General features: G+C 59.0%; 20 protein-coding genes and 3 pseudogenes. 13 read left to right on the forward strand and 10 right to left on the reverse strand.

The window, feature by feature from the left end:
- The first annotated feature begins 122 nt into the window (after positions 1-122).
- The 3 genes from M1R55_RS23995 (at position 123) to M1R55_RS24005 (ending at position 2526) form a co-directional block, all read left to right on the forward strand.
- Positions 123-1217 carry an N-acetylmuramoyl-L-alanine amidase gene (locus tag M1R55_RS23995; RefSeq protein ID WP_249395410.1) on the forward strand — a complete coding sequence of 365 codons (1095 nt, stop codon included), beginning with the start codon at positions 123-125 and terminating at the stop codon, positions 1215-1217.
- A gap of 81 nt (positions 1218-1298) precedes the next feature.
- Positions 1299-1838 (forward strand): hypothetical protein, encoded by a 540-nt coding sequence (locus tag M1R55_RS24000; protein WP_249395411.1) that lies wholly within the window; start codon positions 1299-1301, stop codon positions 1836-1838.
- A gap of 217 nt (positions 1839-2055) precedes the next feature.
- Entirely contained in the window at positions 2056-2526 is a 471-nt protein-coding gene (locus M1R55_RS24005; RefSeq protein WP_249395412.1) for a GreA/GreB family elongation factor, read from the forward strand.
- A gap of 149 nt (positions 2527-2675) precedes the next feature.
- On the opposite strand, the gene M1R55_RS24010 is transcribed toward M1R55_RS24005, so the two are convergent.
- Positions 2676-3116 (reverse strand): hypothetical protein, encoded by a 441-nt coding sequence (locus M1R55_RS24010; protein ID WP_249395413.1) that lies wholly within the window; start codon positions 3114-3116, stop codon positions 2676-2678.
- 703 nt (positions 3117-3819) lie between these two features.
- Here M1R55_RS24010 and M1R55_RS24015 point away from each other — a divergent pair.
- Positions 3820-4569, forward strand: a complete 750-nt coding sequence (locus M1R55_RS24015) for a DeoR/GlpR family DNA-binding transcription regulator (RefSeq protein WP_249395414.1) — start codon at positions 3820-3822, stop codon at positions 4567-4569.
- A gap of 43 nt (positions 4570-4612) precedes the next feature.
- Here the strand turns inward: M1R55_RS24015 and M1R55_RS24020 are convergent, their stop codons facing one another.
- From M1R55_RS24020 to M1R55_RS24045, 6 genes and pseudogenes are all read right to left on the reverse strand, one after another.
- A complete protein-coding gene (locus M1R55_RS24020; RefSeq protein ID WP_249395415.1) occupies positions 4613-5584 on the reverse strand; it encodes an ABC transporter permease in 972 nt (323 codons plus the stop codon).
- On the reverse strand, positions 5556-7118 hold the full coding sequence (locus tag M1R55_RS24025) for a sugar ABC transporter ATP-binding protein (RefSeq protein WP_249395416.1): 1563 nt from the start codon (positions 7116-7118) through the stop codon (positions 5556-5558). The genes M1R55_RS24020 and M1R55_RS24025 overlap by 29 nt, the downstream gene beginning before the upstream one ends.
- Before the next feature lie 42 nt (positions 7119-7160).
- Entirely contained in the window at positions 7161-8159 is a 999-nt protein-coding gene (locus M1R55_RS24030) for a substrate-binding domain-containing protein (protein WP_249395417.1), read from the reverse strand.
- Positions 8160-8221: 62 nt separating this feature from the next.
- A complete protein-coding gene (locus M1R55_RS24035; protein WP_249395418.1) occupies positions 8222-9091 on the reverse strand; it encodes a PfkB family carbohydrate kinase in 870 nt (289 codons plus the stop codon).
- On the reverse strand, positions 9084-10049 hold the full coding sequence (locus M1R55_RS24040) for a sugar phosphate isomerase/epimerase family protein (RefSeq protein ID WP_249395419.1): 966 nt from the start codon (positions 10047-10049) through the stop codon (positions 9084-9086). Before M1R55_RS24040 ends, M1R55_RS24035 begins: the two co-directional genes overlap by 8 nt.
- A 190-nt stretch (positions 10050-10239) precedes the next feature.
- Positions 10240-10353 (reverse strand): annotated as a pseudogene (locus tag M1R55_RS24045) (IS982 family transposase); the annotation flags it as partial.
- Positions 10354-10515: 162 nt separating this feature from the next.
- On the opposite strand from M1R55_RS24045, the gene M1R55_RS24050 reads away from it, so the two are divergent.
- The 4 genes and pseudogenes from M1R55_RS24050 to M1R55_RS24065 form a co-directional block, all read left to right on the forward strand.
- A complete protein-coding gene (locus tag M1R55_RS24050; protein WP_249395420.1) occupies positions 10516-16002 on the forward strand; it encodes a HAMP domain-containing protein in 5487 nt (1828 codons plus the stop codon).
- 7 nt (positions 16003-16009) lie between these two features.
- On the forward strand, positions 16010-16840 hold the full coding sequence (locus M1R55_RS24055) for a protein-glutamate O-methyltransferase CheR (RefSeq protein ID WP_249395421.1): 831 nt from the start codon (positions 16010-16012) through the stop codon (positions 16838-16840).
- Positions 16837-18492 (forward strand): ATP-binding protein, encoded by a 1656-nt coding sequence (locus M1R55_RS24060; RefSeq protein ID WP_249395422.1) that lies wholly within the window; start codon positions 16837-16839, stop codon positions 18490-18492. Before M1R55_RS24055 ends, M1R55_RS24060 begins: the two co-directional genes overlap by 4 nt.
- A 20-nt stretch (positions 18493-18512) precedes the next feature.
- A pseudogene (locus M1R55_RS24065) lies at positions 18513-18761 on the forward strand (transposase); the annotation flags it as partial.
- 105 nt (positions 18762-18866) lie between these two features.
- On the opposite strand, the gene M1R55_RS24070 reads toward M1R55_RS24065, so the two are convergent.
- Positions 18867-19823, reverse strand: a complete 957-nt coding sequence (locus tag M1R55_RS24070) for a transposase (protein WP_249395366.1) — start codon at positions 19821-19823, stop codon at positions 18867-18869.
- Positions 19824-19985: 162 nt separating this feature from the next.
- Between M1R55_RS24070 and M1R55_RS32415 the strand changes: the two genes are divergently transcribed.
- Positions 19986-20198, forward strand: coding sequence for an IS3 family transposase (locus M1R55_RS32415; protein WP_371827312.1), 213 nt, complete (start codon positions 19986-19988; stop codon positions 20196-20198).
- A 179-nt stretch (positions 20199-20377) separates the two neighbouring features.
- On the opposite strand, the gene M1R55_RS24075 is transcribed toward M1R55_RS32415, so the two are convergent.
- Positions 20378-21229: a DUF4384 domain-containing protein gene (locus M1R55_RS24075; protein WP_249395423.1), complete on the reverse strand. Its 852-nt coding sequence runs from the start codon at positions 21227-21229 to the stop codon at positions 20378-20380.
- A 273-nt stretch (positions 21230-21502) separates the two neighbouring features.
- Here M1R55_RS24075 and M1R55_RS32420 point away from each other — a divergent pair, with 273 nt between their 5' ends.
- The 4 genes from M1R55_RS32420 (at position 21503) to M1R55_RS24085 (ending at position 23760) form a co-directional block, all read left to right on the forward strand.
- A complete protein-coding gene (locus M1R55_RS32420; protein WP_371827313.1) occupies positions 21503-21811 on the forward strand; it encodes a transposase in 309 nt (102 codons plus the stop codon).
- A gap of 47 nt (positions 21812-21858) precedes the next feature.
- Complete coding sequence (locus tag M1R55_RS24080) at positions 21859-22062, forward strand: IS3 family transposase (RefSeq protein WP_249395424.1); 204 nt, start codon at positions 21859-21861, stop codon at positions 22060-22062.
- Between the two features lie 93 nt (positions 22063-22155).
- Complete coding sequence (locus M1R55_RS32425) at positions 22156-22401, forward strand: DDE-type integrase/transposase/recombinase (protein WP_371827314.1); 246 nt, start codon at positions 22156-22158, stop codon at positions 22399-22401.
- A gap of 723 nt (positions 22402-23124) precedes the next feature.
- Positions 23125-23760, forward strand: coding sequence for a VTT domain-containing protein (locus M1R55_RS24085; protein ID WP_249395425.1), 636 nt, complete (start codon positions 23125-23127; stop codon positions 23758-23760).
- Between the two features lie 68 nt (positions 23761-23828).
- On the opposite strand, the pseudogene M1R55_RS24090 reads toward M1R55_RS24085, so the two are convergent.
- Positions 23829-24539 (reverse strand): annotated as a pseudogene (locus M1R55_RS24090) (IS6 family transposase).
- Positions 24540-24562 lie beyond the last annotated feature (23 nt).

A 24562-nucleotide genomic window follows, 5' to 3' on the forward strand; every position in this document is an offset into this window, starting at 1 on the left:
TGGTGCAAGTTCCCACTGGCTCTTCAGTAATTTTCCTATCGCGACGGCACACCCGTGTCGGCAGCGGCCCTTTTGCCCGCCCTCATGTCATCGCTATTTGGTCTGGCCCTCTAGGAGGCTTGATGAACCCACCCGTAAACCGCCGTGATCTGTTGCGCTGGGGCGCGGCCTGTGCTGGCCCCACCTTGCTGGCCAGTTGCGGCCTGACGAAAGTGGCTGTTCTGAACCATGACACTCCCGGCCACCGCCTGAACACCCTGGCCCTGGCCTTCCCCAGCATTGCCACCACAGCCCTGTGGAAGGCGCAGGCCCCCAAGGAACCGGTCACCCTCTTGGCGACCCGGCCCACGCGGATTATTGTGCACCATACGGCCAGCGCCAACGTCAGCGATCTGTCTCAGGCCCAGGCGTACTCTCTGGCCCGCTCTATTCAGCAGAGCCATATTGACCGGGGCTGGATCGATTCGGGTCAGCAGTTCACCATCAGCCGGGGCGGGTACATGCTGGAAGGCCGTCACCAGAGCATCGACGCGGCCCGCACAGGCAACCAGCACGTGCGCGGGGCTCACTGCGAGGGCTTCAACGACGTTTCCGTGGGCATTGAAAACGAAGGAACTTACACCAGCGTTGCTCCGCCCACGGCCCAGTACAACGCCTTGGTGCAGCTGTGCGCCTGGCTGTGTCAGCAGTACTCCATTCCCGCCACCGAGCTGTACGGCCACCGCGACTTTCTGAACACCTCTTGCCCCGGCGACGTGCTGTACGCCAGGCTGCCTCAACTGCGGCGTGACGTGGCCGCCCGCCTGGGCGTCAATGTGCGGGTCTGGCCGACCACCCGAACCGGACAGACGGGAGAGCGCGTGAGGAGCGTGCAGTTTCTGCTGCGGGCGCGGGGGCAAGGCGGCAGTGTGGACGGCAACTATGGCAGCGGCACAGGCAGCCTCGTGAGCGCTTTCCAGACCTCGGTGGGCCTGACGCCGGACGCGCTGGTGGGATCGGCGACTTGGGAAAAGCTGATCCTGACCGTGCGGCGAGGCAACACCGAAGACGCCGTGCAGGCCGTTCAGAGTCAGCTGCGGAGTCGCGGCTTTGCTGTGGCCGTAGACGGCGTGTTCGGCGCGGGTACAGAAAGTGCCGTGCAGAGCTTTCAAAGCAGTCAGGGGTTGGGCGCAGACGGCATTGCCGGCCCAAATACCTGGGTGGCTCTGGTGAGCTGACCTTCTCCACTGCTGCAGGCCCTGTCAGTGGCTCAAGACCTGTCCGACTTTCCCGTCCTCTTTGTGTTCAAAGGAGTTGCCATGCGTTTAGTCCATCAGCAGTTTGGCGTTCTTGCCCTGACCTGCCTGTTTGCCCTGTCCTCGTGCGGTGCGCCCAACGCCGCCCTGCCGCAGGAATCCGCAGCCACGAACCTGAATCCAGACGCCACCCTGAATGCCCTGAGCGGCACCAAGCTGAGCGACGCCACCGCCCGCAGCCGCGTGACCGCCGCCGGTATTCCGGTGGTGTCCAGTGGCAACTGCAGTACCCGCAGCGTCTCGACCTGTACGTCTCTGGAGCAGATCTACTCCGGCACTATTGACGGCATCCTGACGCTGAAACGGGCCTCAGGCTGCGCCCTGAACATTACGGGCGGCACCGAAGTGGGACACTCAAGCGGCACCTACAGCCATTACAACGGCTACAAACTCGATACCAGCCTGTCGACCTGCATCAACAGCTATGTCACCAGAAACTTTACCTACATCGGATTGCGCGGAGACGGGGCGCCTCAGTACAAAAGTGCAGCGGGCAATATTTACGCCAAGGAATCCAACCACTGGGACATCCTGTACTACTGAGTCTCAGGGCGTGTTGACACCTGCTGGCTGGCCGGGGAGAGTCGTCCCCCCTCAGAGTCGCACCGTTTTAGAGTGGGAGAGGCGAATTGGCCTGGACTGGCATGGTTGTCATAGAAGTGGCCCTTGCCGGAGCGGACAGGGGCCACCTGCTTCTGCCCGCCTGCTCAGCAGGGCTGGCCGGAAGGCGCTATGTTCAGCGACAAGGATGACTCGACCCATGAAGATAACGGCGGCTGGATGGAAGCGTTTGCAGCAGAGTCTGGAACGCGAGCAAGAGCGTTTAGAGGAAGCCCGCGCCTACGTCCGGGATCAGATGGAAGCCAACGAAGCGGAAAATCTGGGGCTGGTGGAGGCCCAACAGCAACTGGCTGCGGTTGAGGAGCGCATTGAAGAGCTGAGAAGCGTGTTGGATGCGGCCCAGGTGATTTCGGTGGAAGGCGGTCAGCACGACTGTGTAGAGCTCGGTGATTACGTGCTGCTCAAAGACCTTCAGTCGGGGCGGGAATTGCGGGCTCAACTGGTCAGCCCGGTAGAGGTCGCCCCCACCACTCAGGGTGTGGTTCAGATCAGCTCGGACAGTCCGGTGGGCCGCAAGCTGGAAGGGGCAAAGGCCGGAGATTCCTTTGAAGTCACAGTGGGCCGCCGACAGGCGCAGTACCAGGTGCACAGCATTGAAACCAAAGCCTGAGCGTACTGAACCATTGACGAGATGAGAACCGAACGTGTTTGGGGGCAGCTTGAGAGTGAGGATGCCCCCGAACACTGTGCCGCGCGCTGTTAGCTGAGCAGGGCGCGGCCCCGGCCCAGCCTCACTTCTCCCCGGTCTGGCCCGCTCCATTATCCTCCGGCCATGACCATCCCCAGGAGCAGCCACCAGCTCACGAGCAGGCTGCGTAGAAGCCATAGCAGGGTTCGCGCCCAGTTGGTCGTGACCAGGCGCGAGTGCCGTCTCCGGTCAAACCCTGTTGTCAACTGGCGGTGTGCCGGAGACTGGACGAGGGCCGTCGAGAGCCAGATCAAGACAATGAGGGCGAGCCCCAGCGCCGTGGATGCAGCAGACACCAAGGGGGGTGGCCGCAACATCAGCGCGGCCCCTGTCGCCAGTTCAGCGAGCATCAGCGGCGCGACCAACCAGGTGATGCGCCGGATGTGTTCTTGTTGGTAGGCGGCGTAGTTGGTCGCCCCAACGCGGGAAAACAAGGGGTAATGAACGAGTTGGATGGTGAGGATCAAGCCGGACAAGGCCCAGGTAAGCGCGGCATGGACAACGAGCAGCATCGTCTGAGTGTGACATTGAACCGCAGCTGGAGGCCCGTTCCCGCCCGGTGGGGGCAGGGGCCAACACGGTTGTGTTGCCTTAACTTGACCCCTGCCGCGGTCATTGACCATCTCTGGAACGCTCGTTTTTGGTGACTGTCTAGGCCCAAGCGTCTTCAATGGAACCCTGTTCCTGTAAAGACTGCACAGATGAGCAGGGCCACGCGCCGCTCTGGGGACAAACACTCGGCTGGAGTTTGGCCTGGGCGCGGGGCTGGCGGGAACGCCACGCCGGGGAACCTTGGACTGGGTTCTACATTGTTGACTGATTGTGGCCAGCTATTTGCTTCCAAGGAGGGAAGGAGCCCTCCACAAGGCAATCGGCCGTTCAGGCCGATTGCTGCACGTTGTCTTGTTAAGTGGTGAACGCAGCCTATTGATGATGACGACGCCATAACGCAGGCATGCTGGAGCGGGCGGGATGGTGGAGGTGTGTGATTCGGGCCTGCAGTTCGAGAATGTCCTGCGCCCGGAGTTCTCACGGAAATCCTCGTTGTTGTCGCTCTTGTCGTCGTGTGAGACGATGGGATTGTTCAATCCAGTTGTTGCAACGTGCCGTAGACATGACTTGGCCGTGTTCCACGGCGTGAGCACAGGACCCTCACGTATCGATATCCAGCTTGTTCTGCCCCTCGCCGCTCAAATATGCGTATGATCTGCTCATATGCTCCCACTTGAGCGCCAAACGCGCATTATTGAACTGATGGACGTGCATGAAACATTGCTCACCCAAGAGCTTGCCGAAAAGGTAGGCGTTTCAGAGGCGACCATCCGGCGTGACCTGCAGGGCATGGCCGAACAGGGACTCCTGGCCCGAACACACGGAGGCGCGGTTCGCTTGCAGCGCAGTCTGACTCAGGAACCGGCGTTCGCAGCCAAATCGGTGCGGATGCCCAGCGAGAAGTTAGCGATTGCCGACTATGTCGCCTCTCAAGTCAAAGATGGCTCTACGCTTATCTTTGATGCTGGAACCACGATCCTCGCGGTGGCCCAGCGTCTGGCCGGCCGGCCCCTGACGGCCATTACGCTCGATCTGCCCGCCGCCCAAGTCCTGGCAGTCGGCGAGACGGAAGTGCTCTTGTTGGGGGGCCGGGTTCGCAGCAACTCCTTCAGCATCACCGGCCCGTGGACTGAGGAACTCCTGCGCGGTCTACGGGCTGACCTGTTCCTCATGGGTGCCCATGCCGTCGATGAACGCGGCGTCTCGAATGCAGTGATTGAGGAGGCGATGGTCAAGCGCCTGGCAATCGAGGCGAGCGCCAAGACTCTCTTGCTCGCCGATCACAGCAAGTTTGGCTGGCGAGCCATGACTCAGGTGTGCGCTCTAGACCGAGTGAGCGAAGTGGTGAGCGACCGGAAGAGTCGCAAGTTCGGCTGGCTGAGGGACGCGGGCCTGGAGGTCACGCTGGTGTGAAGAGGGCCGGGGCAACTGCCCCGGCCCTCTTCACTTTCGTTGCTCAGCGGCCGCGGGTGTACCGGTCGATCACCATAGCGCCGATGATGATGAGGCCGGTGGCCAGCAGTTGGTAGAAGGCCTGGACGCCCAAGAGGGTCAAGACGTTTTGCAACATGCTCAGGAGTAGCGCGCCCAGGAGCGCCCCGACCACATTGCCCTTGCCCCCGGAGAGGCTCGTGCCGCCCACCACTGCGGCAGCGATGGCACTCAGTTCCCAGCCGTTGCCGAGAATCGGTTCTGCCGCGCCCAACTGCGCGATCAGCACCAGGGCGGCAAAGGCCGCCAGAACCCCGGAAATGACGTAGGTCAAGGTGATGTACCGGTTCACGTTGATCCCGCTCAGCCGCACGGCTTCAGCGTTGCCCCCGATGGCCAGGATGTACTGCCCAGTTTTGGTGAACTTCAAGATCAGCGTGAACACCAGAACCAACCCGAGGGCAGCCAGCAGTGGAATAGGTAAACCCAACAGGTTGCCGCCCAGAACGCGTTTAAAATCGTCCGGCAGCGACAAGATCGGCTGTCCATTGGTGTAAGAGAGCGCCAAACCCCGGTAGAAGGTCATGGTGCCCAGCGTGACGATGAAGGGGGCGAGCTGTACCCGGGTGATCAGCAGCCCGTTGACAAGTCCTGCGGCAGCACCGACTCCCAGAGCGATGAGGACTGCCAGAAGCGGCGGCACGCCGCGCTGCATCAGGTCGGCGCCCACGACGGCTGAGAGCGCGGCAGTTGATCCGACACTCAGGTCAATGCCCCCGGTCATGATTACGTAGGTCAATCCAATGGCAACGATCGTATTGATGGCCGCGCTCAGGCCGATCCCGGTGATGGCATTGTCGACGGAGAAAAACGACGGCACGGTGAAACTGAAGACCACCGCGCCGAGAAGAAGGATGGCCAGAATGCCCGCTTCACGCAGCCGCTCAATCACGGCGGCGCGGCCTGCACTATTCGGAGAGGGCTGGATCTTTTGCATGGGTTATCGCTCCGGTGGCCAGCGCCAGGATGCGCTCCTCGCTGGCCTGGGCACGGGAAAGTTCGCCCACCAGGCGGCCTTCACGCATCACTAGAATTCGGTCACTCAGTCTCAACACTTCCGGCAATTCAGAGGACGCCATCAGGATGGCCACCCCCTGAGCTGCGAGTCCGTCGATCAGGGCGTAGATATCGGCCTTGCTGGCCACGTCGATGCCCCGGGTCGGTTCGTCGATCAGGAGCAGGCCGCAGCCCGCGGCCAGCCAGCGGGCCAAGATGACCTTTTGCTGGTTGCCGCCGGACAGTCGGCGGATGGTTTGGTCAGGATTGTTGGGGCGGATGCCCAGTTGCAGCATCTGTGGGGCAACCTGGGCCCGCATGTCGCGTTCCTGAACGGTCGCGGTGCCCTTGGCCCAGCTCGTCAGCATCATGTTGACGCTCACCCGGGCGTCCGGCACGATGCCCTGCATTCGCCGGTCTTCTGGAATAAAGCCGGTGCCCCGCCGCATCATCAGGTCGGGCGACGGACGCGCCACAACCAGGCCGTCGAGTTCGACCTCACCGGTATTGACGTCGTCCGCTCCGTAAATGGCGCGGAGTACCTCGGTACGCCCGGCCCCAATGAGGCCTGCTAGGGTGACCACTTCGCCTGCATGGACGTTCAGGCTGATGTCTTGGAAAGCTCCTGACCGGCTCAATTGCCGCACGGCCAGCCGCACAGACCCGGCTTGGCGCTCGGGCGGCGCTGTTTGCGCCACCAGGTCGCGGCCGACCATCATCTGCACGAGCTGTTCCTGAGTCACGTCGCGCTGGTGCACAGTGCCGATGTGTTGACCGTCGCGCAGGACCGTCACCCGGTCAGCGAGGGCCTCGATCTCATCAAAGTGGTGGCTGACGTAGATGATGCCGACGCCCGTGGCCGTGAGGTCGCGCACCACTTGGTAGAGCTGCTCGATCTCATGGGTAGTGAGGCTGGAGGTCGGCTCGTCCATGATGATGATGCGGGCTTGACGGGCCAGGGCGCGGGCAATTTCCACCATCTGCTGCTGGGCGATGGTCAGGCGCCGAACGGGGAGGCTGGGGGCTACCTGCAAGCCGACCTGATCCAAAAAAGGTTTGACCCGGGCGTTCATCCGCGCGTAGTTCAGCACCTCGCTGCCCTCGTTGCCCAGCAAGACGTTTTGCGCGACGGTGAGTTCCGGAATGAGGGCCAGTTCCTGATGGATCATCGCGATGCCCTGGGCTTCAGCGTCTTTGGGACTGTTTAGGATAACGTTCTTCCCGTTTACAGTGAGGGCGCCGCTATCGGGGCGGTGCATCCCGAACAGGGTCTTGAGCAGGGTGCTTTTCCCTGCGCCGTTCTCCCCGAGCAGAGCATGTACCTCTCCGGCAAGGAGCGTGAACTCGACGTCGCGCAGCACCTGCACGCCGCTGAACGATTTATGGATGTGGTGAGCAGCGAGCAGTTCGGCCACGAAACGGGTCTCCTTGCGGGTAGAAAGGGGGACGAGCGGGCCATCATGGGCCCAGTTCATAGATCCGGGGCGCTGCGGGTGGTGCAGCGCCCCTCTACCGGGTTACTTCTTAAACAGCTCGTACTTGGCGACGGTATTTTTCATGACCAGGGCCTGGGGTGTGGCCACCACCCGGGGGAGCTTTTGCCCTGCCAGCAGGCGTACGGCAACCTCGACCGCAACTTCCCCTGTGAGGCTCGGGAATGAGTCGACCGTACCTGTCAGCTCACCCTTCTTGATGCTGTCGTAGGCGGCATTGATGCCGTCTGTGCCGAACACCAGCGTCTTGCCCAAGCGTTTTGAGGCCTTGACCGCTTCGACCACACCCAGGGCCATGGTGTCGTTGTTGCAGTAGAACGCCGTCAGATTAGGGTAGCGCCGCAGCAGGTCGCGGGCGGTCGTGAAGGCCTTCTGGCGGTCCCAGTCGGCGGGTACGCTGGCCACGATCTTGAGCGCCGGGTTCTTGGCGAGCGTGGTCTTGAAACCAAGCGTGCGCTGTTTGGCGGCGTAGACGCCCGCCTGGCCCTCAATCACGGCCACTTGACCGCCCTTGGGGAAGGTTTTGAGCAGGTACTGGGCGACGCTCACGCCGTTGTCGTACTGAATATTCCCGACAAAGTGCTGGGCGGTGGGGGCGACAGCGTCGTTAACGTTGATGACCAGGCTGGTCTTGCCGGCGCGTGCAATGCCGGGCAGCAGGTTGACGTCACTTTGCGGTGAGACCAGCAGGGCTTTGTACCCTTTGCCGATCATGGTGTTCATCATGCTGAGTTGGCCGATCTGGTCACTCTCGTTGGAGGGGGCCTGGGCGTCCACTTTGACTCCGTACTTGCTGGCGCCTTTCAGGTACCCGCTGCGCAGCAGCTGCCAGTACTCGTTCGAGAGCGCCTTCATCACGCCGCCGAACTGGATGCCGGCGGTGGGCTTGGGCACTGGGCCGAACTTCGCAGTGAGCTGTGATGACTCGATGCGGCTTTTCTCGGTGTCGGGCGAGAAGGTTTGGGCGGCGGCGAGACTGCTGAGCAGGGCGGTCAGGGTACAGAGTGCGGCGGTGATCTTCATGGTGTGCCTCCTGAGGCAGGTTAAGGATGAACGTGCAATTGAGTTGAGCCGGTAGGGCCAGGTTATGAAGGGGCAGGTATGGGGTGGTTGTGGAGCTGCTGGACGAATTGGGCGGCCGAAGTCACGGCCTGCTGGAGCGCTTGAGGCAGAGGGTTGCCACTGGCCACGTGGGCCGCCAGCACACCCACAAAGTGATCGCCTGCGCCGTGGGTCGAGAGCGCCTCGACCGCGGGTACCCGGAGATCGGTGGTCAGCTCGCCGTCTTGGTAATGCAGGGCCCCACCAGCTCCCAGGGTGACCACGACGCTGGGATGATTGAAGGCGATGTGGGGCAGCCGCGCCTGGGGATCGAGGCCTGTCCAGGCGTGTGCTTCAGGGGCATTGACCACCACGTGGTCGGCGAGGGACAGGGTGCCGCGGTGAGTGTCCAACCACGGGGCAGCGTTGACGAGTGTGGTGATGCCTGCGGCCCGGGCCTCTTGGAGCAGCTGCTGAAGGGTATCTGGGGCTGTTTCCCACTGACAGACCAGCAGGCGTACGGGGTCAGTGCTCAGCAGGGTCTGGAAGGCTTCGGCCTGGAGGTCGGCGTTCGCGCCGGGCAAGACGATGCCGACATTCTCTCCAGATGACTCGATCAGTGCGACGCTGGAGCCGGTGGGCAGGTGCCCGGAGACCTGAAAGGTCGGCTGCACACCTAGGGCAGATAGGGTAGTTTGCGCTTCCCGACCCTGAGCGTCGTTACCAACGCAGGCCAGCAGCAGGCTCTGAACATGCGGTGCGGCGGCAACTGCTTGGTTGGTGGCTTTGCCGCCCAACTGAGTCCAACTCTCGGTCGCGATGACTGTTTCCCCCGGGGCAGGCAACTGGGGCAGCCGGATCATCTGATCGACATGGAGGCTTCCGGCAAACAGCACCTGCACTCTCTCAGGCATGAACCTGCTCCGGGAACAGCAACCGCTCGAGCACGGTGGTGACATGAAAGCCGTCATGGCCGAAGCCAAGACGCTCGTCGCCGGCCAGTTCACGTGCCAGGGTGAGCAGGCGCTGGGTGACGCGAATGTTCCATTCACATTCGCGCACAGGATCTTCGCGGACAGGGAAGGTGTCGAAGTAGATGGTGCCAGGGTAACCGCCACGTTCGAGCAGCACCAGCAGTTCCAGCGTAGTGATTAAGCTGGAGGTGCCGACCATCAAGCCATCGTCTTGTCGTCCGTAGCCGTCGTTGAGATGGACTCCGAACAGCTTGTTATGGCGCAGGGCCAGAGCAGCAGCTTTGGGCGCATGCTCGTTGGCCATCTGAGCGTGGCAGTAATCCAACACGACGCCCAGGTTGTCCGCACCGACCTCCTGGACGACCAGCAGGGCTTCGCCCATATTGCCGATGAGCGAGTACTTGCGGGGTTCCCAGGGCTTGTATTCGAGCCCGACCCGCATATCTGGAGCGTGGGCGGCCACCTGGGCGAAGCCCTCGACCGTGTGGTCGAACATTCGCGCGTAGCTGTCTTGGAAGGGATAGTCGAAGCCGTCGAAGCCGGGCCAGACGATGACATGGTTGCCGCCGAGCGCGGCGCAGGCGTCGAGGGCTTGGCAAGTCAGGTCAATGGCCGCTTGGCGGGTGGCTGCGTCTGGGTGGGTAAAGCCCCCGTCACCGAAGGTTTCGGCGGGATAGCGGACGTTGAGGCTGTCGACACCGAGGCCGAGAGCTTCGATGGTGTCGCGTGTCTCCCGCAATGTGGCGGGTGTAAAGTGCTCGGGGAAATTGAGGCTCAACGAGTTGAGTCCTTGAATCCGGGCGGCGCGTCCGAGCAGGTCACGGGTGTGGATACGGCCAGGCGAGAAGGCGAGTTCGGGCCTCGACTTGAGTGAATTGAGACGGGTGGCAAAGAGCATAACCCCTCCTAAATGCGCAACTGCTTGCGCGTTTGTGTTCGTTTTGAAGTTTAACGCAGTGATTATGCGCCTCGGATCCTGGGTTGTCAAGCGTTCTTGATCAAATGAACAGATATGATCACAATTGAGTTGGAGGAAAGCCAGTCATGTTCACTGAACCGTATGGCTGATGTTGACAGTGGTGTCGTTGTAAACGGCAAGACCCCTTGTCGCCAATGATCTTGGGGCCGCCAAAATCAGGCCACCAGCGATTCAGTTCGTAGCCCACCGTCGTGTCGTGCAGATTGGCGGGTTGAATCAGATACCCCGTTTAGGGCTGGGTAAGGTAAAAAACTCCCCTGCTTCAGAGACGCAAAAGCGAAATATTCCCATAACCATGTATGGTGATTCGCTCTATTCTTGCGCCTAGTGCGAACCCTTATTTCATCCTCTCTGCCTCTAGCCCCTAACCCTCATGGATCTCACGATGACTGAAGGAGCCAATTTCGATCAGGTAGATGAACACCTTTTACTCGGCTTACTCGGCGCGCTCAACGGCTATAAAAAAGGAGATTTCTCTGTTCGCTTACCTGTAACTTGGATCGGTGTGGCAGGGAAGATCGCCGACAGTTTCAATGAAGTTTTAGAGAACAGCGAGCGAATTGCACAAGATGTTGCGCGTGTCGGCCGCATTGTAGGCAAGGAGGGTAAGGTCACTCAGCGCGTCCCCCTTGGTTCATCGACCGGGGCTTGGGTCGAATTGATTGCAGGTGTAAACGAACTGGTTGATGACCTTGTTTGGCCCACAAGTGAGATGACGCGGGTCATTACTGCTGTAGCGAACGGTGACCTATCACAGCGGATGGCCATGGACGTCGGGGGGCAAGACATTCATGGCCAGTTCCTTCAGACAGCCCGCACCGTGAATACCATGGTGGATCAACTGAATGCCTTCGCGTCGGAGGTCACGCGGGTCGCGCGGGAGGTTGGTACGGAGGGGAAGCTGGGGGGTCAGGCCGACGTCCGTGATGTCGGCGGCACTTGGAAAGACCTCACCGACAACGTCAACGGCATGGCCTCTAACCTGACCAATCAGGTGCGCAATATCGCTGAGGTCACCACCGCCGTGGCCACAGGCGACTTGAGCAAAAAGATCACAGTCGATGCGCGCGGGGAGATTTTGGATTTGAAGAACACCATCAACACGATGGTGGATCAGCTGAATTCGTTCGCTGGCGAAGTCACCCGCGTGGCACGTGAGGTCGGCACCGAAGGGCGTCTGGGAGGCCAGGCCGATGTGCGGGGGGTAGGCGGCACTTGGAAAGACCTCACCGACAACGTCAACGGCATGGCCTCTAACTTGACCAATCAGGTGCGCAATATCGCTGACGTGACCACCGCCGTGGCCACAGGTGACTTGAGCAAGAAGATCACAGTCGATGCGCGTGGGGAGATTTTGGATTTGAAGAACACCATCAACACGATGGTGGATCAGCTGAACTCGTTCGCTGGCGAAGTCACCCGCGTGGCGCGCGAGGTCGGCACCGAAGGGCGTCTGGGGGGTCAAGCGGATGTGCGGGGGGTGGGCGGCACTTGGAAAGACCTCACCGACAACGTGAATTTCATGGCCTCCAACCTGACCAATCAGGTGCGCAACATCGCTGACGTGACCACCGCCGTGGCCACAGGTGACTTGAGCAAGAAGATCACAGTCGATGCGCGCGGGGAGATTTTGGATTTGAAGAACACCATCAACACGATGGTGGATCAGCTGAACTCGTTCGCTGGCGAAGTCACCCGCGTGGCGCGCGAGGTCGGTACTGAGGGCAAGTTGGGGGGGCAGGCGGATGTACGGGGAGTTGACGGCACTTGGAAAGACCTCACCGACAACGTCAACGGTATGGCCTCTAACCTCACGAGCCAAGTGCGTAATATTGCCTTCGTGACCACGGCTGTGGCGAATGGCGATCTCAGTAAAAAGATCACAGCCGATGCTCAAGGGGAGATTTTGGATTTGAAGAACACCATCAACACGATGGTGGATCAGCTGAACTCGTTCGCCGGCGAAGTGACCCGCGTGGCGCGTGAGGTCGGCACTGAAGGACGTCTGGGGGGTCAAGCGGATGTGCGGGGGGTGGGCGGCACTTGGAAAGACCTCACCGACAACGTGAATTTCATGGCCTCCAACCTGACCAATCAGGTGCGCAACATCGCTGACGTGACCACCGCCGTGGCGAATGGCGATCTCAGCAGAAAGATCACTGCCGATGCCAAGGGAGAGATCCTTGAATTGAAGAACACCATCAACACGATGGTGGATCAGCTGAATTCGTTCGCTGGAGAAGTCACCCGCGTGGCACGTGAGGTCGGCACCGAAGGGCGTCTCGGAGGCCAGGCCGATGTGCGGGGGGTAGGCGGCACTTGGAAAGACCTCACCGACAACGTGAATTTCATGGCCTCCAACCTGACCAATCAGGTACGTAATATTGCCTTCGTGACCACGGCCGTGGCGAACGGAGACCTCAGTAAGAAGATCACCGTGGACGTGCGCGGCGAACTGTTAGAGCTCAAGAACACCATTAACACGATGGTGGATCAGCTGAATTCGTTCGCTGGCGAAGTCACCCGCGTGGCGCGTGAGGTCGGCACCGAAGGGCGTCTCGGAGGCCAGGCATCTGTCCCGGGTGTGGGCGGCACCTGGAAAGACCTGACTGACAACGTTAACTTCATGGCCGGCAATCTCACCAACCAAGTGCGGGGGATTGCACGGGTCGTGACCGCAGTGGCCAACGGTGATTTGAAAAAGACGTTGACGTTAGAAGCCAAGGGTGAGATTGCCGAACTCGCTGAGACCATCAACGGCATGATTGATACACTGGCAACCTTCGCTCAACAAGTCACTGGCGTGGCACGTGAGGTGGGCGTGGAAGGACGCCTCGGCGGCCAAGCGAGCGTTCCAGGCGCGAGCGGCACTTGGAAAGACCTGACAGACAACGTCAATCAGCTTGCAGCAAACCTCACGACACAGGTGCGGGCGATTGCTGATGTGGCAACCGCTGTGACTGCTGGCGACCTCACACGTTCGATCAACCTGGACGCGCGCGGAGAGCTCGATGCCCTCAAAGACAATATTAACGCGATGATCCACAACTTGCGCGACACAACGGAGAAGAATACCGAGCAAGATTGGCTAAAAACGAATCTGGCACGCTTCACGCGGATGCTCCAGGGCCAACGCGATCTGCTTCCCGTCAGTCGGCTCATTCTGTCGGAACTCGCGCCGTTGGTGCGCGCCCATCACGGCGTTTTTTACACGATGGACGAAGAGGAGAGCGCGCCCACCTTGCAACTTCAGGCCAGTTACGCTTACCGCCAACGTAAGGGACTTGCCAACCGCTTTCAGCTGGGCGAGGGATTGGTGGGGCAGTGCGCACTTGAGCAGGAGCCGATCGTCCTCACTCAAGTGCCTCACGATTACGTCCAAATTAATTCTGGACTGGGGGCCGCTACGCCGAACAATATTGTGGTGCTTCCTGTCGTCTTCGAAAAAGAGACGAAAGCCGTTATTGAACTGGCGTCCTTCGAAACATTTAGTCCAACGCACTTGGCGTTTTTAGAACAACTCACCGAGTCCATTGGGATCGTACTGAACACCATCCAAGCGACCATGCGAACTGAGACGCTGCTCTCGCAGTCACAAGACATGGCTCAGGAATTGCAGAGCCAGCAGGAGGAACTGCGGCAAACCAACGAAGAGCTGGAGCAAAAGGCCCAGTTGCTGGCGGAGCAAAATCGTGAGGTTGAGCACAAGAACCGTGAGGTGGAGACTGCCCGGCAGGCATTAGAAGAAAAGGCTGCTCAACTCGCGCTGACTTCCAAGTACAAGAGTGAATTCTTAGCGAACATGAGCCATGAGTTACGAACTCCCCTCAACAGTCTGCTGCTGCTCGCTCACCAACTCCGCGACAACCCAGAGCAAAACCTCACCCCGCAGCAAGTCTCGTATGCCAAGACCATCTATGCCTCGGGTGATGACCTCCTCAATCTGATCAACGACATTCTTGATCTGTCAAAGATTGAGTCGGGAACCGTCACAGCGGACGCAGCGGAAGTGCCGCTGCGGGCCGTGAGCGACGCTGTCGAGGCGACGTTTTCCCCTGTTGCATCGAATAAGGGCGTCGCTCTGCACCTGGAGCTCAATCCGGCGCTCCCACCCGCCCTCCTCACAGACGAAAAGCGACTTCTACAAATTCTGAAAAACCTCCTCTCCAATGCTTTTAAGTTCACTGAGCGCGGAGAGGTGCGTCTGAGCATTGCCCCAGCCACGGTGGGTTGGAGCAGCGACCACATGAGCTTGAACCGGGCACCAAGCGTGATCGCCTTCAGTGTGGCCGATACGGGCATCGGTATTGCACCTGAAAAGCAGCGGGTTATTTTTGAAGCTTTCCAACAGGCGGATGGGAGCACGAGCCGCCAGTACGGCGGCACTGGGTTGGGCCTGGCCATCAGCCGCGAACTTGCCCGCATCTTAGGAGGAGAGATCACCTTGGAAAGCAGTCCGGGTGTGGGCAGCATCTTCACGTTGTATCTGCCTGTCACAAGCAACCGTAACCCGCCCAATGGGTTTTTCACGGAGCGCGGGTTGCAGACCCCGGCCACGCTGGTCAACCCGCGCCCGCGCGGGGCTGGCCGTACCACGCTCACGTCTCGCCATGAGCCAGATGCTCCAGACCAAGACAGTGTGTCCGCGCCCCTCTTCTCCGCTGGCATGGAGGATGACCGCGCTGCCATCCAACCAGGGAACCGCACGGTGTTGATTGTGGAAGACGACCCGACCTACGCTGGCATCCTCCTCAACTTGGCCCGTGAGCGGGGGTTTAGGGGAATCATCGCGACGCGGGGGGAGCAGGCACTGACGTTGGCACAGACGTACCGGCCATCGGCCATCACACTGGATCTCAGCCTGCCGGACATCAACGGCTGGGCCGTGCTGGATCATCTGAAGCATGATCCGGTCACCCGCCACATTCCTGTCCATATCATCTCGGGTGAGGAAACGTCGCTGTTGGGCCGCAAGTTGGGCGCACTCGACCACTTGGCGAAGTCGGGGGACAAAGAAGCCCTCCATCAAGCTTTTGCAACTTTAGAAGCGTTTATCGCCCGCCGAGTGAAGCATCTGCTGGTCGTTGAAGACGATGTGCTGCAGCGCGAGAGCATTGTGGAGCTCATTGGCAACGGTGATGTGCAAACGACGGCTGTCAGCAGTGGAGCTGAGGCGTTGGCGGCACTGAACAACGTGACCTTCGACTGCATCGTGCTCGACCTGAAGTTGCCTGACATGAGCGGCTTTGCACTGATGACGGCCCTGCAAGAAACCCCAGCCTTCCGCGCCATTCCCATTGTCGTGTACACCGCCCAAAACCTCACCCGGCAGCAAGAGACACAGCTCCGCAAAGCGGCGAAGTCAATCATTCTCAAAGACGTACGCTCACCTGAGCGGCTGCTGGATGAGGTCACCCTCTTCTTACACCGGGTCGAGGCGAGCTTGCCGGAGGCCAAGCGGCAAATCTTGGAGGGTGCGCGTCAGCAAGATCCGATGCTGCGCGGCAAGAGGGTGTTGATCGTTGACGATGACATCCGCAACATCTTCGCCTTGACGGCGGTGTTGGAACGGCATCACATGCTGGTCTTGAGTGCGGAGAATGGCCGCGCCGCCATTGAATTGCTCGAGAGTACACCCGACATCGACGTCGTGTTGATGGACGTGATGATGCCGGAACTTGATGGCTACGAGACAACCCGGTTAATCCGTCTGAACCGTAAATTCCGGGGACTACCGATCATTTCGCTGACGGCCAAGGCCATGCCTGGTGACCGTGAGAAATCAATAGAATCGGGGGCCAGCGACTACATTACTAAACCGGTGGATACCGGCAAGCTTCTGTCGCTGCTGCGCGTATGGCTGTCCCACTGAGATACACATGACAGCGCCCACAGAATCCTTGGAGGACATTGAAATTGCGCTGCTGCTTGAGGGCATGTACCGGTATTATGGGCATGACTTCCGCAGCTACGCACCCGTTACCCTGCGCCGCCGGATTTTGCACTGCCTCCATGCCGAGGGTTTGCCTACAGTGAGCGCCTTGCAACACCGGGTTTTACACGACCAGCAGGCACTAACGCGCTTGTTGGAGACAATTACAATTCGCGTCACGGAGATGTTTCGGGATCCCAGCTTTTACTGGGCTCTGCGCGATGAAGTGCTCCCTCTGCTGCGGACGTACCCCTTCATTCGGGTCTGGCATGCGGGCTGCGCCACTGGAGAGGAGGTGTACTCGCTGGCGATCTTGCTTGCGGAGGCGGGTCTGCTGCACCGGACACGACTCTACGCCACCGACATCAGTGCCGATGCCTTGGCGGTTGCCCGCAGTGGCATCTACTCCCAGCAGAGACTCACCGTGTATGCCGACAATTACGCACTGGCAGGCGGTCGGGGAAATTTTGAGTCTTATTTCACTCAGCGTGACGATCACGGCCGAATAGAGAGCTCACTCCGGGAAAACATCATCTGGGGTCAGCATAATCTGGCCACGGGTGGATCATTCAACGAGTTCCACCTCATCTTGTGCCGCAACGTCCTGATCTACTTCAATTCAGCCCTTCAGGAGCATGTCCAGAACCTGCTGGTGGAGAGTCTCACCTCCTTCGGTGTGTTGGGGCTCGGGCGCCACGAGTCGATGGAGTTCAGTCCATATGCTCGGCGCTTTGCGACACTGAACTTAAGTGAGAAACTTTACCGGAGAATTGCATGAGTCCGTCTACTGCGCACCAGTTCACTGCCAATATCCTGATTGTCGATGATCAAGATGCCAAACGTATGGCGCTTGCTGCTGCGCTCGAACCCTTAGGACACAACGTAGTGCTCGCTTCTTCTGGTCGTGAGGCTCTGCGCCTGCTTCTTCAGGATGAGTACGCTGTGATTCTTCTTGATGTGCGGATGCCTGACATGGACGGGTTTGAGACCGCTTCATTCATTCGAAGTCGCCAGCAGACCGAGCTGACCCCTATTATTTTTGTCACGGCCCATGACCGGGCTGAGGCGGACATGCTGGGCGGATACTCACTCGGCGCGGTTGATTTCATCTTCTCGCCGGTGCGTGCTGAAGTCCTGCGCGCCAAGGCCAGCGTGTTCGTGGAGTTGCACCTTAAAACGCTGACTGTGCAGTCACATGAGCGGCGTCTGCGTGAACTGGAAGCGCGGGAGGCACAGGAGATCCAAGAACGGCTGAGGCACGAACGTGAACAGGAGCGGCGTCAGGCCCAGCAGGAGATGCGCAAGCTCTCGAGCGCCCTAGAGCAAACCGCCGACCCAGTCTTCATCACGTCTCGCGACGGCACGATCGAATACGTCAATCCAGCGTTTGAAACGGTGACGGGGTATTCCCGTGCAGAAGCTCTTGGACAGCGCCCGAACCTACTGAACTCCGGAACTCACGCGAGCACATTGTTTCAGGACATGTGGGAGACGCTGCTGCGGGGCGAAGCGTATCGCAGCGAAGTCGTCAACCGCCGCAAGAACCGCACCCTCTATTACGAAGAGAAGACAGTCACGCCTATCAAGGATGAGCGGGGCGTCATCACTCATTTCGTGTCTACCGGCAAGGATGTGACAGAGCGCAAGCGCATCGAAGCTGAGCTGCTCGCGCTTAACACTTTATTGGAAGAGCGGGTGCAGCAGCGCACGGCGGAGCTTGAGGAGGTCAATGCTGAGCTAGAAGCTTTTGCATACTCCATTTCCCACGACCTGCGCACTCCACTGCGGCACATTGCTAGTTTTGCAGACCTGTTGCAGCGGGACACCGAACAGCTCCTTCCCGTAAAAGCGGCCAAGCACCTGGGCATTATTCAAGACTCGGCCCGTCGGATGGACTGGCTTATCAATGACCTTCTTGAGTTTGCCCGTACTGGGCGGCAGGATCTTAACTTTCATCCTGTTCCACTGGAGAATCTCGTTCAGGAGGTGATCCGCCATCTTCAAGCTGAGGACGGGGGGAGCAGCGTTCAGTGGAACGTTCACAGTCTGCCGGTACTCTACGGAGACCTGCCAGCACTGCGTCAAGTGCTCACAAATCTCCTGTCCAACGCGATGAAATACTCTCGAGACCGCGTTCAACCTCGCATTGAGATCTGGGGTACGACGGGCGTTGACGAGCAGATCATTCATGTGAGGGACAACGGTGTTGGATTCGATATGGCCTACAGCCATAAATTGTTCGGGGTGTTCCAACGCCTGCATAGCCCGGCAGCTTTTGAGGGCTCAGGGATTGGGCTTGCCAATGTGAAACGCATTGTGTTGCGTCATGGAGGCCGGGTCTGGGCCGAAAGTCATGAGAATCAGGGTGCCACCTTCAGTTTTGCACTCCCCCAGCGTCACGCTTTGATCCAAGTTGTCGACACGTCCTGATTCGATTGATTACTTTAACCGGGGTAGGCATCACTTTCTGCGAACCGTGAAGCCCTTGGCAGAGAGGGACAAACGAAAATACCAATGGCCTCTTGCGCCAATACTTTCCGAAAGGCACGGATTTGAGCCTTCACAGCGCAGACGACCTCGCGGCTGGAGCGAAGACGCTCAATGCCAAACCCCGCAAAGTCCTGGGTTGGCAGACACCCAATGAGGCCTCTGAACACGCGCTACACGGGATTGACGCTGCTGTTGCGATGACTGCTTGAATCCACCTTGGACACCAGTGGCGTTTTCAAGCAGAACTGGCTGCACACCAGCTGGTGTACAGCATGAGTCGGAAAGGGAATTGCTGGGAACCTGGTATAAGCCTGTCAAGTAGCATTTCCAGCTAGAACTGGGGCCTCAGGACTCTTGGATGCGGCTGCTTGCTGCAACAGGGTGAAGAGCTCGCGTGCAATATAGGTCTTCAGAATCCGAAGCGCTTTCCGCTGACTTTTCCCCTGAGATTTCAGTCTGGTGACTAAGCTTTTCGTTCGCTCATCTTGTCGCAGTCGGACAATAGCAATGATGTGCAGAGCCCAGTTTAAGCGCCGATATCCACTCGTATTGAGCTGCATCCGCGTATTTTGGCCGCTCCCACGCTCCACGGGCGCAGCTCCACAATAACTGGCAAAATGATGTTTGTTTTTGAAGCGCTCGACACGACCGATCTCACCCAGCACGATGCCTGCGACAACGGGCCCCACGCCCTGAACATTCAACAGGGCTGGAAGCAAAGAGGACACGACGTCCTTCAGGTGTCGTTCGAGCACCTTGCGTTGCTCCTGAAGCGTCGTCATCACCATTTCGAGGACGGGTCTGACCGGCGAGTTCAGATCGAGGGACGTCAGCGTCGCTTTATGGGCTTGGTGTTCTTGGGAAAGCTTGCGTTGTGCATGGGTGAGGTCTTGGAGGTGACGTTGCTGTACGCCTCTTTGAAAGGGCGGCAACTCTGGATTGGCCATCAGGGCCCGCGCGGCATTTTGCGCGTCTACCACATCATTCTTCTTGCGACCTTTTCGAGCACGGTATTGACTCGTCAAGGTTGGCGGAATGTGTGTGACAGCTTCGTTGTTCGCGAGCAGTTCACTGACGAAGGTCGTGATAAAGCGGTTTGCCGCACCCTCGATGGCCCACTGCCGACAACTGTACGGGTGCGCGAAATGATGGAGTTGTGCCAGACCTTCCGCAGTGTTTGGAACCGTCAGGGACGCTAATGGCGTTCCCTGCTCGTCGAGGGCGGCCACGGTATGGCTGCCAGGATGAGGATCGAGTCCAAGGGTGATCATGCGACCTCCAGTCTCAAGCTGGATGGGCAGCGCGCAGCTCTGTCAAATCGGGCCTCAAGGCATCCTGGTATCTGGCGACGCGGCGAATCCAACGGAGTGTGGATAGGGGTGTGCAGTTCCCAGCGAGGCCACGGAGGCAGATAATGCGAGGGCAACACCCCCATCCACCTCTGTTATACAGATAATGCTGTCTCGGAGAGCTTTTTTGAGACCCTGAAGCGCGAGTTGATTGATGGGCAGGTCTATCCCACCATCGAACAGCCCAGAGGGAAGATTTTTAAGTACGTGCAGATCTATGACAACCGCAAGGGCCGTCATTCGACGCTGGCTGACTTGACCCCCGTCGAGGTCGAGAGGCAAGCTCTAGTGGCTTAACCAGATCTACGTGAAATCGGGAGAGGCCCACAGGGCTTCTTTGATTCCACCGTTCTGAAGGCGAGATGCACGCCTCTGCTCATGTGGTGTGACAGTCTCTTTTTTCTCTCAAGTTGAGCTTGAACAAACACGAATCAGCCCGCTTTACGGCGGGCTGAGGAGCGTGCCTTATGCTGGAGTTATTGAGGCTGTGTGCGAACCAGTACCACATCGTACGTGGTCGTTCCCGGACGCTGCTTGACCGTTAGGTTGGTGGTCGTGTCGTCATAGAGGGTAAACTTCCCTACGACCTGCAGGCGCGAGTTGGTTATCTCGTCAGATTCGTAGCCCTGCCTTTTGAGCTGATTGGCATAGAAGTCGAACACGCGCACCAGGCCCAGCGTGGACTTGAACGAGGACTTCCAGGTGGAGGTCTTCGTCGTCGTGTTCGAGACCACCGGCAGAGGCGGCGTGGCCACTGTGGCGGAGATCTGATACTGCGCCACATCGGTCACCCAGTCTTGGGAGGCCAGCGGCTTGACGATGATAGACAGGGCCTGCGCCAAACCATTCTGGCCACCCTTGACCGTGACTGTCGCGAAACCTGTCTGCTGATCTTCCTTGAACTGGGCAATATCGTCGAGATCCAGTTCATCGGTACTTGCCACGGCCAACACCTTGTTCAATCCAGCGGGGCCGGCAATATCAAAGGTAAATTTGTCTTCCTTCCCGGGGAAGCTTTTGGTGGTGTTGGCCTTGATGAAGTTTGAGCCGCCGGCGAATCGATTGGGCAAAATCAGATTGACATTGCCCCGCTGATCCACGTTGAACAGATACACGTAGGCGTCCTGTGTCGTCTTGACGTTCAGCACGATGCGGTCGCCCGCCACATAGGTCGGGGTTTTGGTGCCCGTGGTGTCCTTTGCCGTCCAGACGTTCACTTTTAGGGGCGACGCCACAGGGTTCACGATGATGCTCTGCGAGGTGATGGTCTGGGCGAGGGCCGTCGAAGCGCCCGCCACCAAGGCGAGGGTCATGAGTACGTGTTTCATACCTCTACGGTGGCACGCCGGACATGACTGAACCTGAAAATCTCATGACCAAGTCCTGAGGTGGGGGACGTGTCATGAGGGATAGACCATCGGCAATCAGAATCTTCAAATCGTCGAGGGGATGTTCAGCGTCAGCGGGAACAGGCTGTACGGCCCATGTTCTCGTTGGATTGGCAAGACCTCTTGTGGCGTGACGAACTGTCCCCCGGTGTATGTAATGTTAGTAGGGTTTGGTGGAGGGTAAGTTCAGTGTGATCCACACTGGAGGACAGTCTGTCCGTACCCAAGCAGAAATTCACCGCTGAGTTCAAACACGAAGCCGTCCGTCTCGTTCGCACGACCGGAAAGAGTTGCGCTCAGATTGCCCGCGATTTTGGCGTTCCCCCTCACTACGTCATCCGGTGGAAGCAACAGCAGGATCACCAAACGGCCGCTGGCCGCCCTGCTTTCACTGGGCGGGGGATCCCCGCCCTTTCACCACAGGAGGCTCGCCTTAAAGAACTCGAGCGGGAGCTGGAAATTGCACGGCAGGAACGGGATATTCAGAAAAAAGCATTGGCCTCCTTTGCCAAGCAGCCCTGATCTTCAACTTTATCGATCAGCACCAGGACGAGTTTCCAGTGAACCGGATGTGCCGGGTTCTCGAAGTCAGCATCAGTGGGTATGACGCTTCGCGGGGAAGGCTGGAGAGCGAGAGCATCACGAACGACCGGGTGTTGACGGCCAACATCAGAACCAGCTTTGAGGAGAGCCGGGGAACGTACGGGGCGCTGCGCATCAAAGCTGACCTGTGCGAGCAGGGAGAGCAGGTCAGTCGTCAGCGGATCGGGTGACTCATGTGACAAGCGGCGCTTGTCGCGCGTGGGAAGCGGAAGTTCCGCACGACGACCAAAGCGAAATCTTCGCGCCCAGTCGCAGAAAACATTCTGGTCAGAGCGTTCACCACTGATCGCCCGAACCAGAAGTGGGCAACGGACATCACGTATTTACTGACCCGGGAGGGTTGGCTGTACCTGGTCACGGTCATGGATCTGTACTCACGGAAAATCGTCGGCTGGCCGCTGAATGAGCAACTTCACACACTGCTGGTTACAGCGGCGTTGGCGATGGCCGTAGAGCGTCGGCAGCCACCAGGAGGGCTGCTACACCATTCGGACAGAGGGAGTCAATAGACGAGCGAGGTGTACAAGCAGGCGTTGGACAGACTGCACGCCGTTCAGAGCATGAGCGTGAAAGGGCTTGGGTTGGAACAATGCTGTACAGGAAAGCTTTTTCGCGACCTTGAAAACGGAGATGGAGCTGATCGAGGCCCAGTGGGGTCGTGCTCAGACACGAACAGAGATCTTTGAGCGAACCTGATGTGTTCTACAACCGCCGCCGTCGTCACTCAGCGCCCTGCTACCGATCCCCAGTGGCCTTCGAGGAGCAAGTCACCATCCCGAACTGACCTTCCTCCCAACCCTTGACAGATCAGTCACGGCAGGTCAGCCTACCCTGAACCGGTTAAGGCGACATAACCCTGCCCAGTGTTCCGTTTTGTTGCTTGCCAACCCTCACTCTCTTGGCCCTGTGGGCAGATGGCCTGTTGCCTGTTCCCTGGATTTCTGCGGCCTGGACAACATTTCCCTCAACGTGTCAGGTACTGAGCGGCAACACGATCCTTTTATCCTCAAACACTGAATTTTAGGGAAATTCAGCGTAAGCTTTCGCAGTGACTTTTCTCTGAAATAAGTTGAAGTTTAATCTTGCTCCATTCAAAACTATCTTCCATACTGGACTCATTGCAACTTTCAGCGTACCCGCTTCTTTTATAAGGCTTTGTTTACGCCAGCAGCGGACGAGTGCAAGCTTCCAAACACACTCCATTCACAGGAACGCCCATGAAACATTTTTGGATGCTTGTTGCTACCCTTCTCACCTTCTTTCTGTTGTTGTTTGTAGTTGTCGAGGCGTTCCAGCTGCCCCTGCTCACCAACCCCACTCCGCTGCTTCAGCATCACGCCTATGGCGCACTCCTGAGCGTCACCCTGCTGATCGCAGATGTCGTGCTGCCTGTGCCTTCCAGTTTGATCATGGTAGCGAACGGGGCACTGTACGGCGCACTGCTCGGTGCCACCTTATCCCTGGTGGGTACCGTCGGCGCCACTCTTCTGGGTTATTTCCTCGGAAAGCGTGGCACGACCTTCCTGACGCGCAATATTCCCTTGGCTTCCCGCCTGACGGCTCAGCGACTCCTGCAACGTTGGGGGCTGCTTGCCATCATCGTGACCCGTCCTGTGCCGCTGCTCGCGGAAACCACCGCCATCCTGGCTGGAACCAGTGAATTGCGTTGGACCTCTGTTGCCCTTGCTGCCGCTGCTGGAGCCTTACCCCCGGCACTGCTGTACGCCGCCGCAGGAGCGGCAACACTCAAGTTGCAGAGCAGCGTCATTATTTTCGCCACCGTGATCGCTCTTGCTGGCTTGGTCTGGCTGACGGGATACGCCGTGCAACGCTACCTCACTCGGCGAACCGCGCCGCACAGATCCTGAACGTGTCATGACGGTTCTGTCAGGTTAATTGGGCAGCTGGTGGACGGAGGGCAGGGGTGGCCTGATTCTTAGGCTACGCCTGCCCCGACCTCGTGCCACATCTGAAGTGCCAGGCGTTGATTGCTTCTTCTGATGTGGGCGGGAACCGTGGTCCGGGCATGGCGCTGAAGGTTGGTGATCCGGGCGTGGAGATTCAAGAATTCTTGGGTTTGTTTTGTTGTTCTGAAGCCGAGCTGGCTACGCTCTTGTTGTCGTGTGGGACGATGTGACTGCAAGGTAAGATTATTGCAGCGGGCGGTAGAAATGACCTGCTGGTGGTCGACCGCCTCCAGAGCTGGGATTGCTTGGATAGCAGCACCATAACTGGCCAACTTGTCGGTACAAATCGTCTCTGGAACGTGGAATTCACCGAGCAGTCGAGCCAAGAACGTTCTCGCAGCTTCGGTATCTCGATGGCGTTGTAACAAAACATCGAGCACGATCCCGTGCTCGTCTACGGCTCGCCACAACCAGTGGCGGACACCGCCGACGGTGGTACACACCGCGTCTATGTGCCATCGAGAACCCTGACAGGGTTCCCGGTGACGCAGCTCTTCAGCGATAAGCGGCGAGAATTTGATGTTCCACTCTCGCAGCGTGTCGTGGCTCACCCCAATACCACGCTTCTGGAGCAGTTCTTGCACATTTCGGTAACTGAGAGGGAAGCGGTGTTACAGCCAAATTGCATGCTGGATGATGCTGATTGGGAAGCGATGGCGATAGGGCGTTGCGTCAGTCACTAGCCCCACCCTACCGGTTAACC

Origin of the sequence: Deinococcus sp. QL22 (genome assembly GCF_023370075.1) — a bacterium.
Lineage (GTDB): Bacteria > Deinococcota > Deinococci > Deinococcales > Deinococcaceae > Deinococcus.

Coding starts and splice junctions, on each gene's coding strand:
- M1R55_RS23995 (WP_249395410.1), top strand. CDS start 123: ATGAACCCACCCGTAAACCGCCGTGATCTGTTGCGCTGGGGCGCGGCC.
- M1R55_RS24000 (WP_249395411.1), top strand. CDS start 1,299: ATGCGTTTAGTCCATCAGCAGTTTGGCGTTCTTGCCCTGACCTGCCTG.
- M1R55_RS24005 (WP_249395412.1), top strand. CDS start 2,056: ATGAAGATAACGGCGGCTGGATGGAAGCGTTTGCAGCAGAGTCTGGAA.
- M1R55_RS24010 (WP_249395413.1), bottom strand. CDS start 3,116: ATGCTGCTCGTTGTCCATGCCGCGCTTACCTGGGCCTTGTCCGGCTTG.
- M1R55_RS24015 (WP_249395414.1), top strand. CDS start 3,820: ATGCTCCCACTTGAGCGCCAAACGCGCATTATTGAACTGATGGACGTG.
- M1R55_RS24020 (WP_249395415.1), bottom strand. CDS start 5,584: ATGCAAAAGATCCAGCCCTCTCCGAATAGTGCAGGCCGCGCCGCCGTG.
- M1R55_RS24025 (WP_249395416.1), bottom strand. CDS start 7,118: ATGAACTGGGCCCATGATGGCCCGCTCGTCCCCCTTTCTACCCGCAAG.
- M1R55_RS24030 (WP_249395417.1), bottom strand. CDS start 8,159: ATGAAGATCACCGCCGCACTCTGTACCCTGACCGCCCTGCTCAGCAGT.
- M1R55_RS24035 (WP_249395418.1), bottom strand. CDS start 9,091: ATGCCTGAGAGAGTGCAGGTGCTGTTTGCCGGAAGCCTCCATGTCGAT.
- M1R55_RS24040 (WP_249395419.1), bottom strand. CDS start 10,049: ATGCTCTTTGCCACCCGTCTCAATTCACTCAAGTCGAGGCCCGAACTC.
- M1R55_RS24050 (WP_249395420.1), top strand. CDS start 10,516: ATGACTGAAGGAGCCAATTTCGATCAGGTAGATGAACACCTTTTACTC.
- M1R55_RS24055 (WP_249395421.1), top strand. CDS start 16,010: ATGACAGCGCCCACAGAATCCTTGGAGGACATTGAAATTGCGCTGCTG.
- M1R55_RS24060 (WP_249395422.1), top strand. CDS start 16,837: ATGAGTCCGTCTACTGCGCACCAGTTCACTGCCAATATCCTGATTGTC.
- M1R55_RS24070 (WP_249395366.1), bottom strand. CDS start 19,823: ATGATCACCCTTGGACTCGATCCTCATCCTGGCAGCCATACCGTGGCC.
- M1R55_RS24075 (WP_249395423.1), bottom strand. CDS start 21,229: ATGAAACACGTACTCATGACCCTCGCCTTGGTGGCGGGCGCTTCGACG.
- M1R55_RS24080 (WP_249395424.1), top strand. CDS start 21,859: ATGTGCCGGGTTCTCGAAGTCAGCATCAGTGGGTATGACGCTTCGCGG.
- M1R55_RS24085 (WP_249395425.1), top strand. CDS start 23,125: ATGCTTGTTGCTACCCTTCTCACCTTCTTTCTGTTGTTGTTTGTAGTT.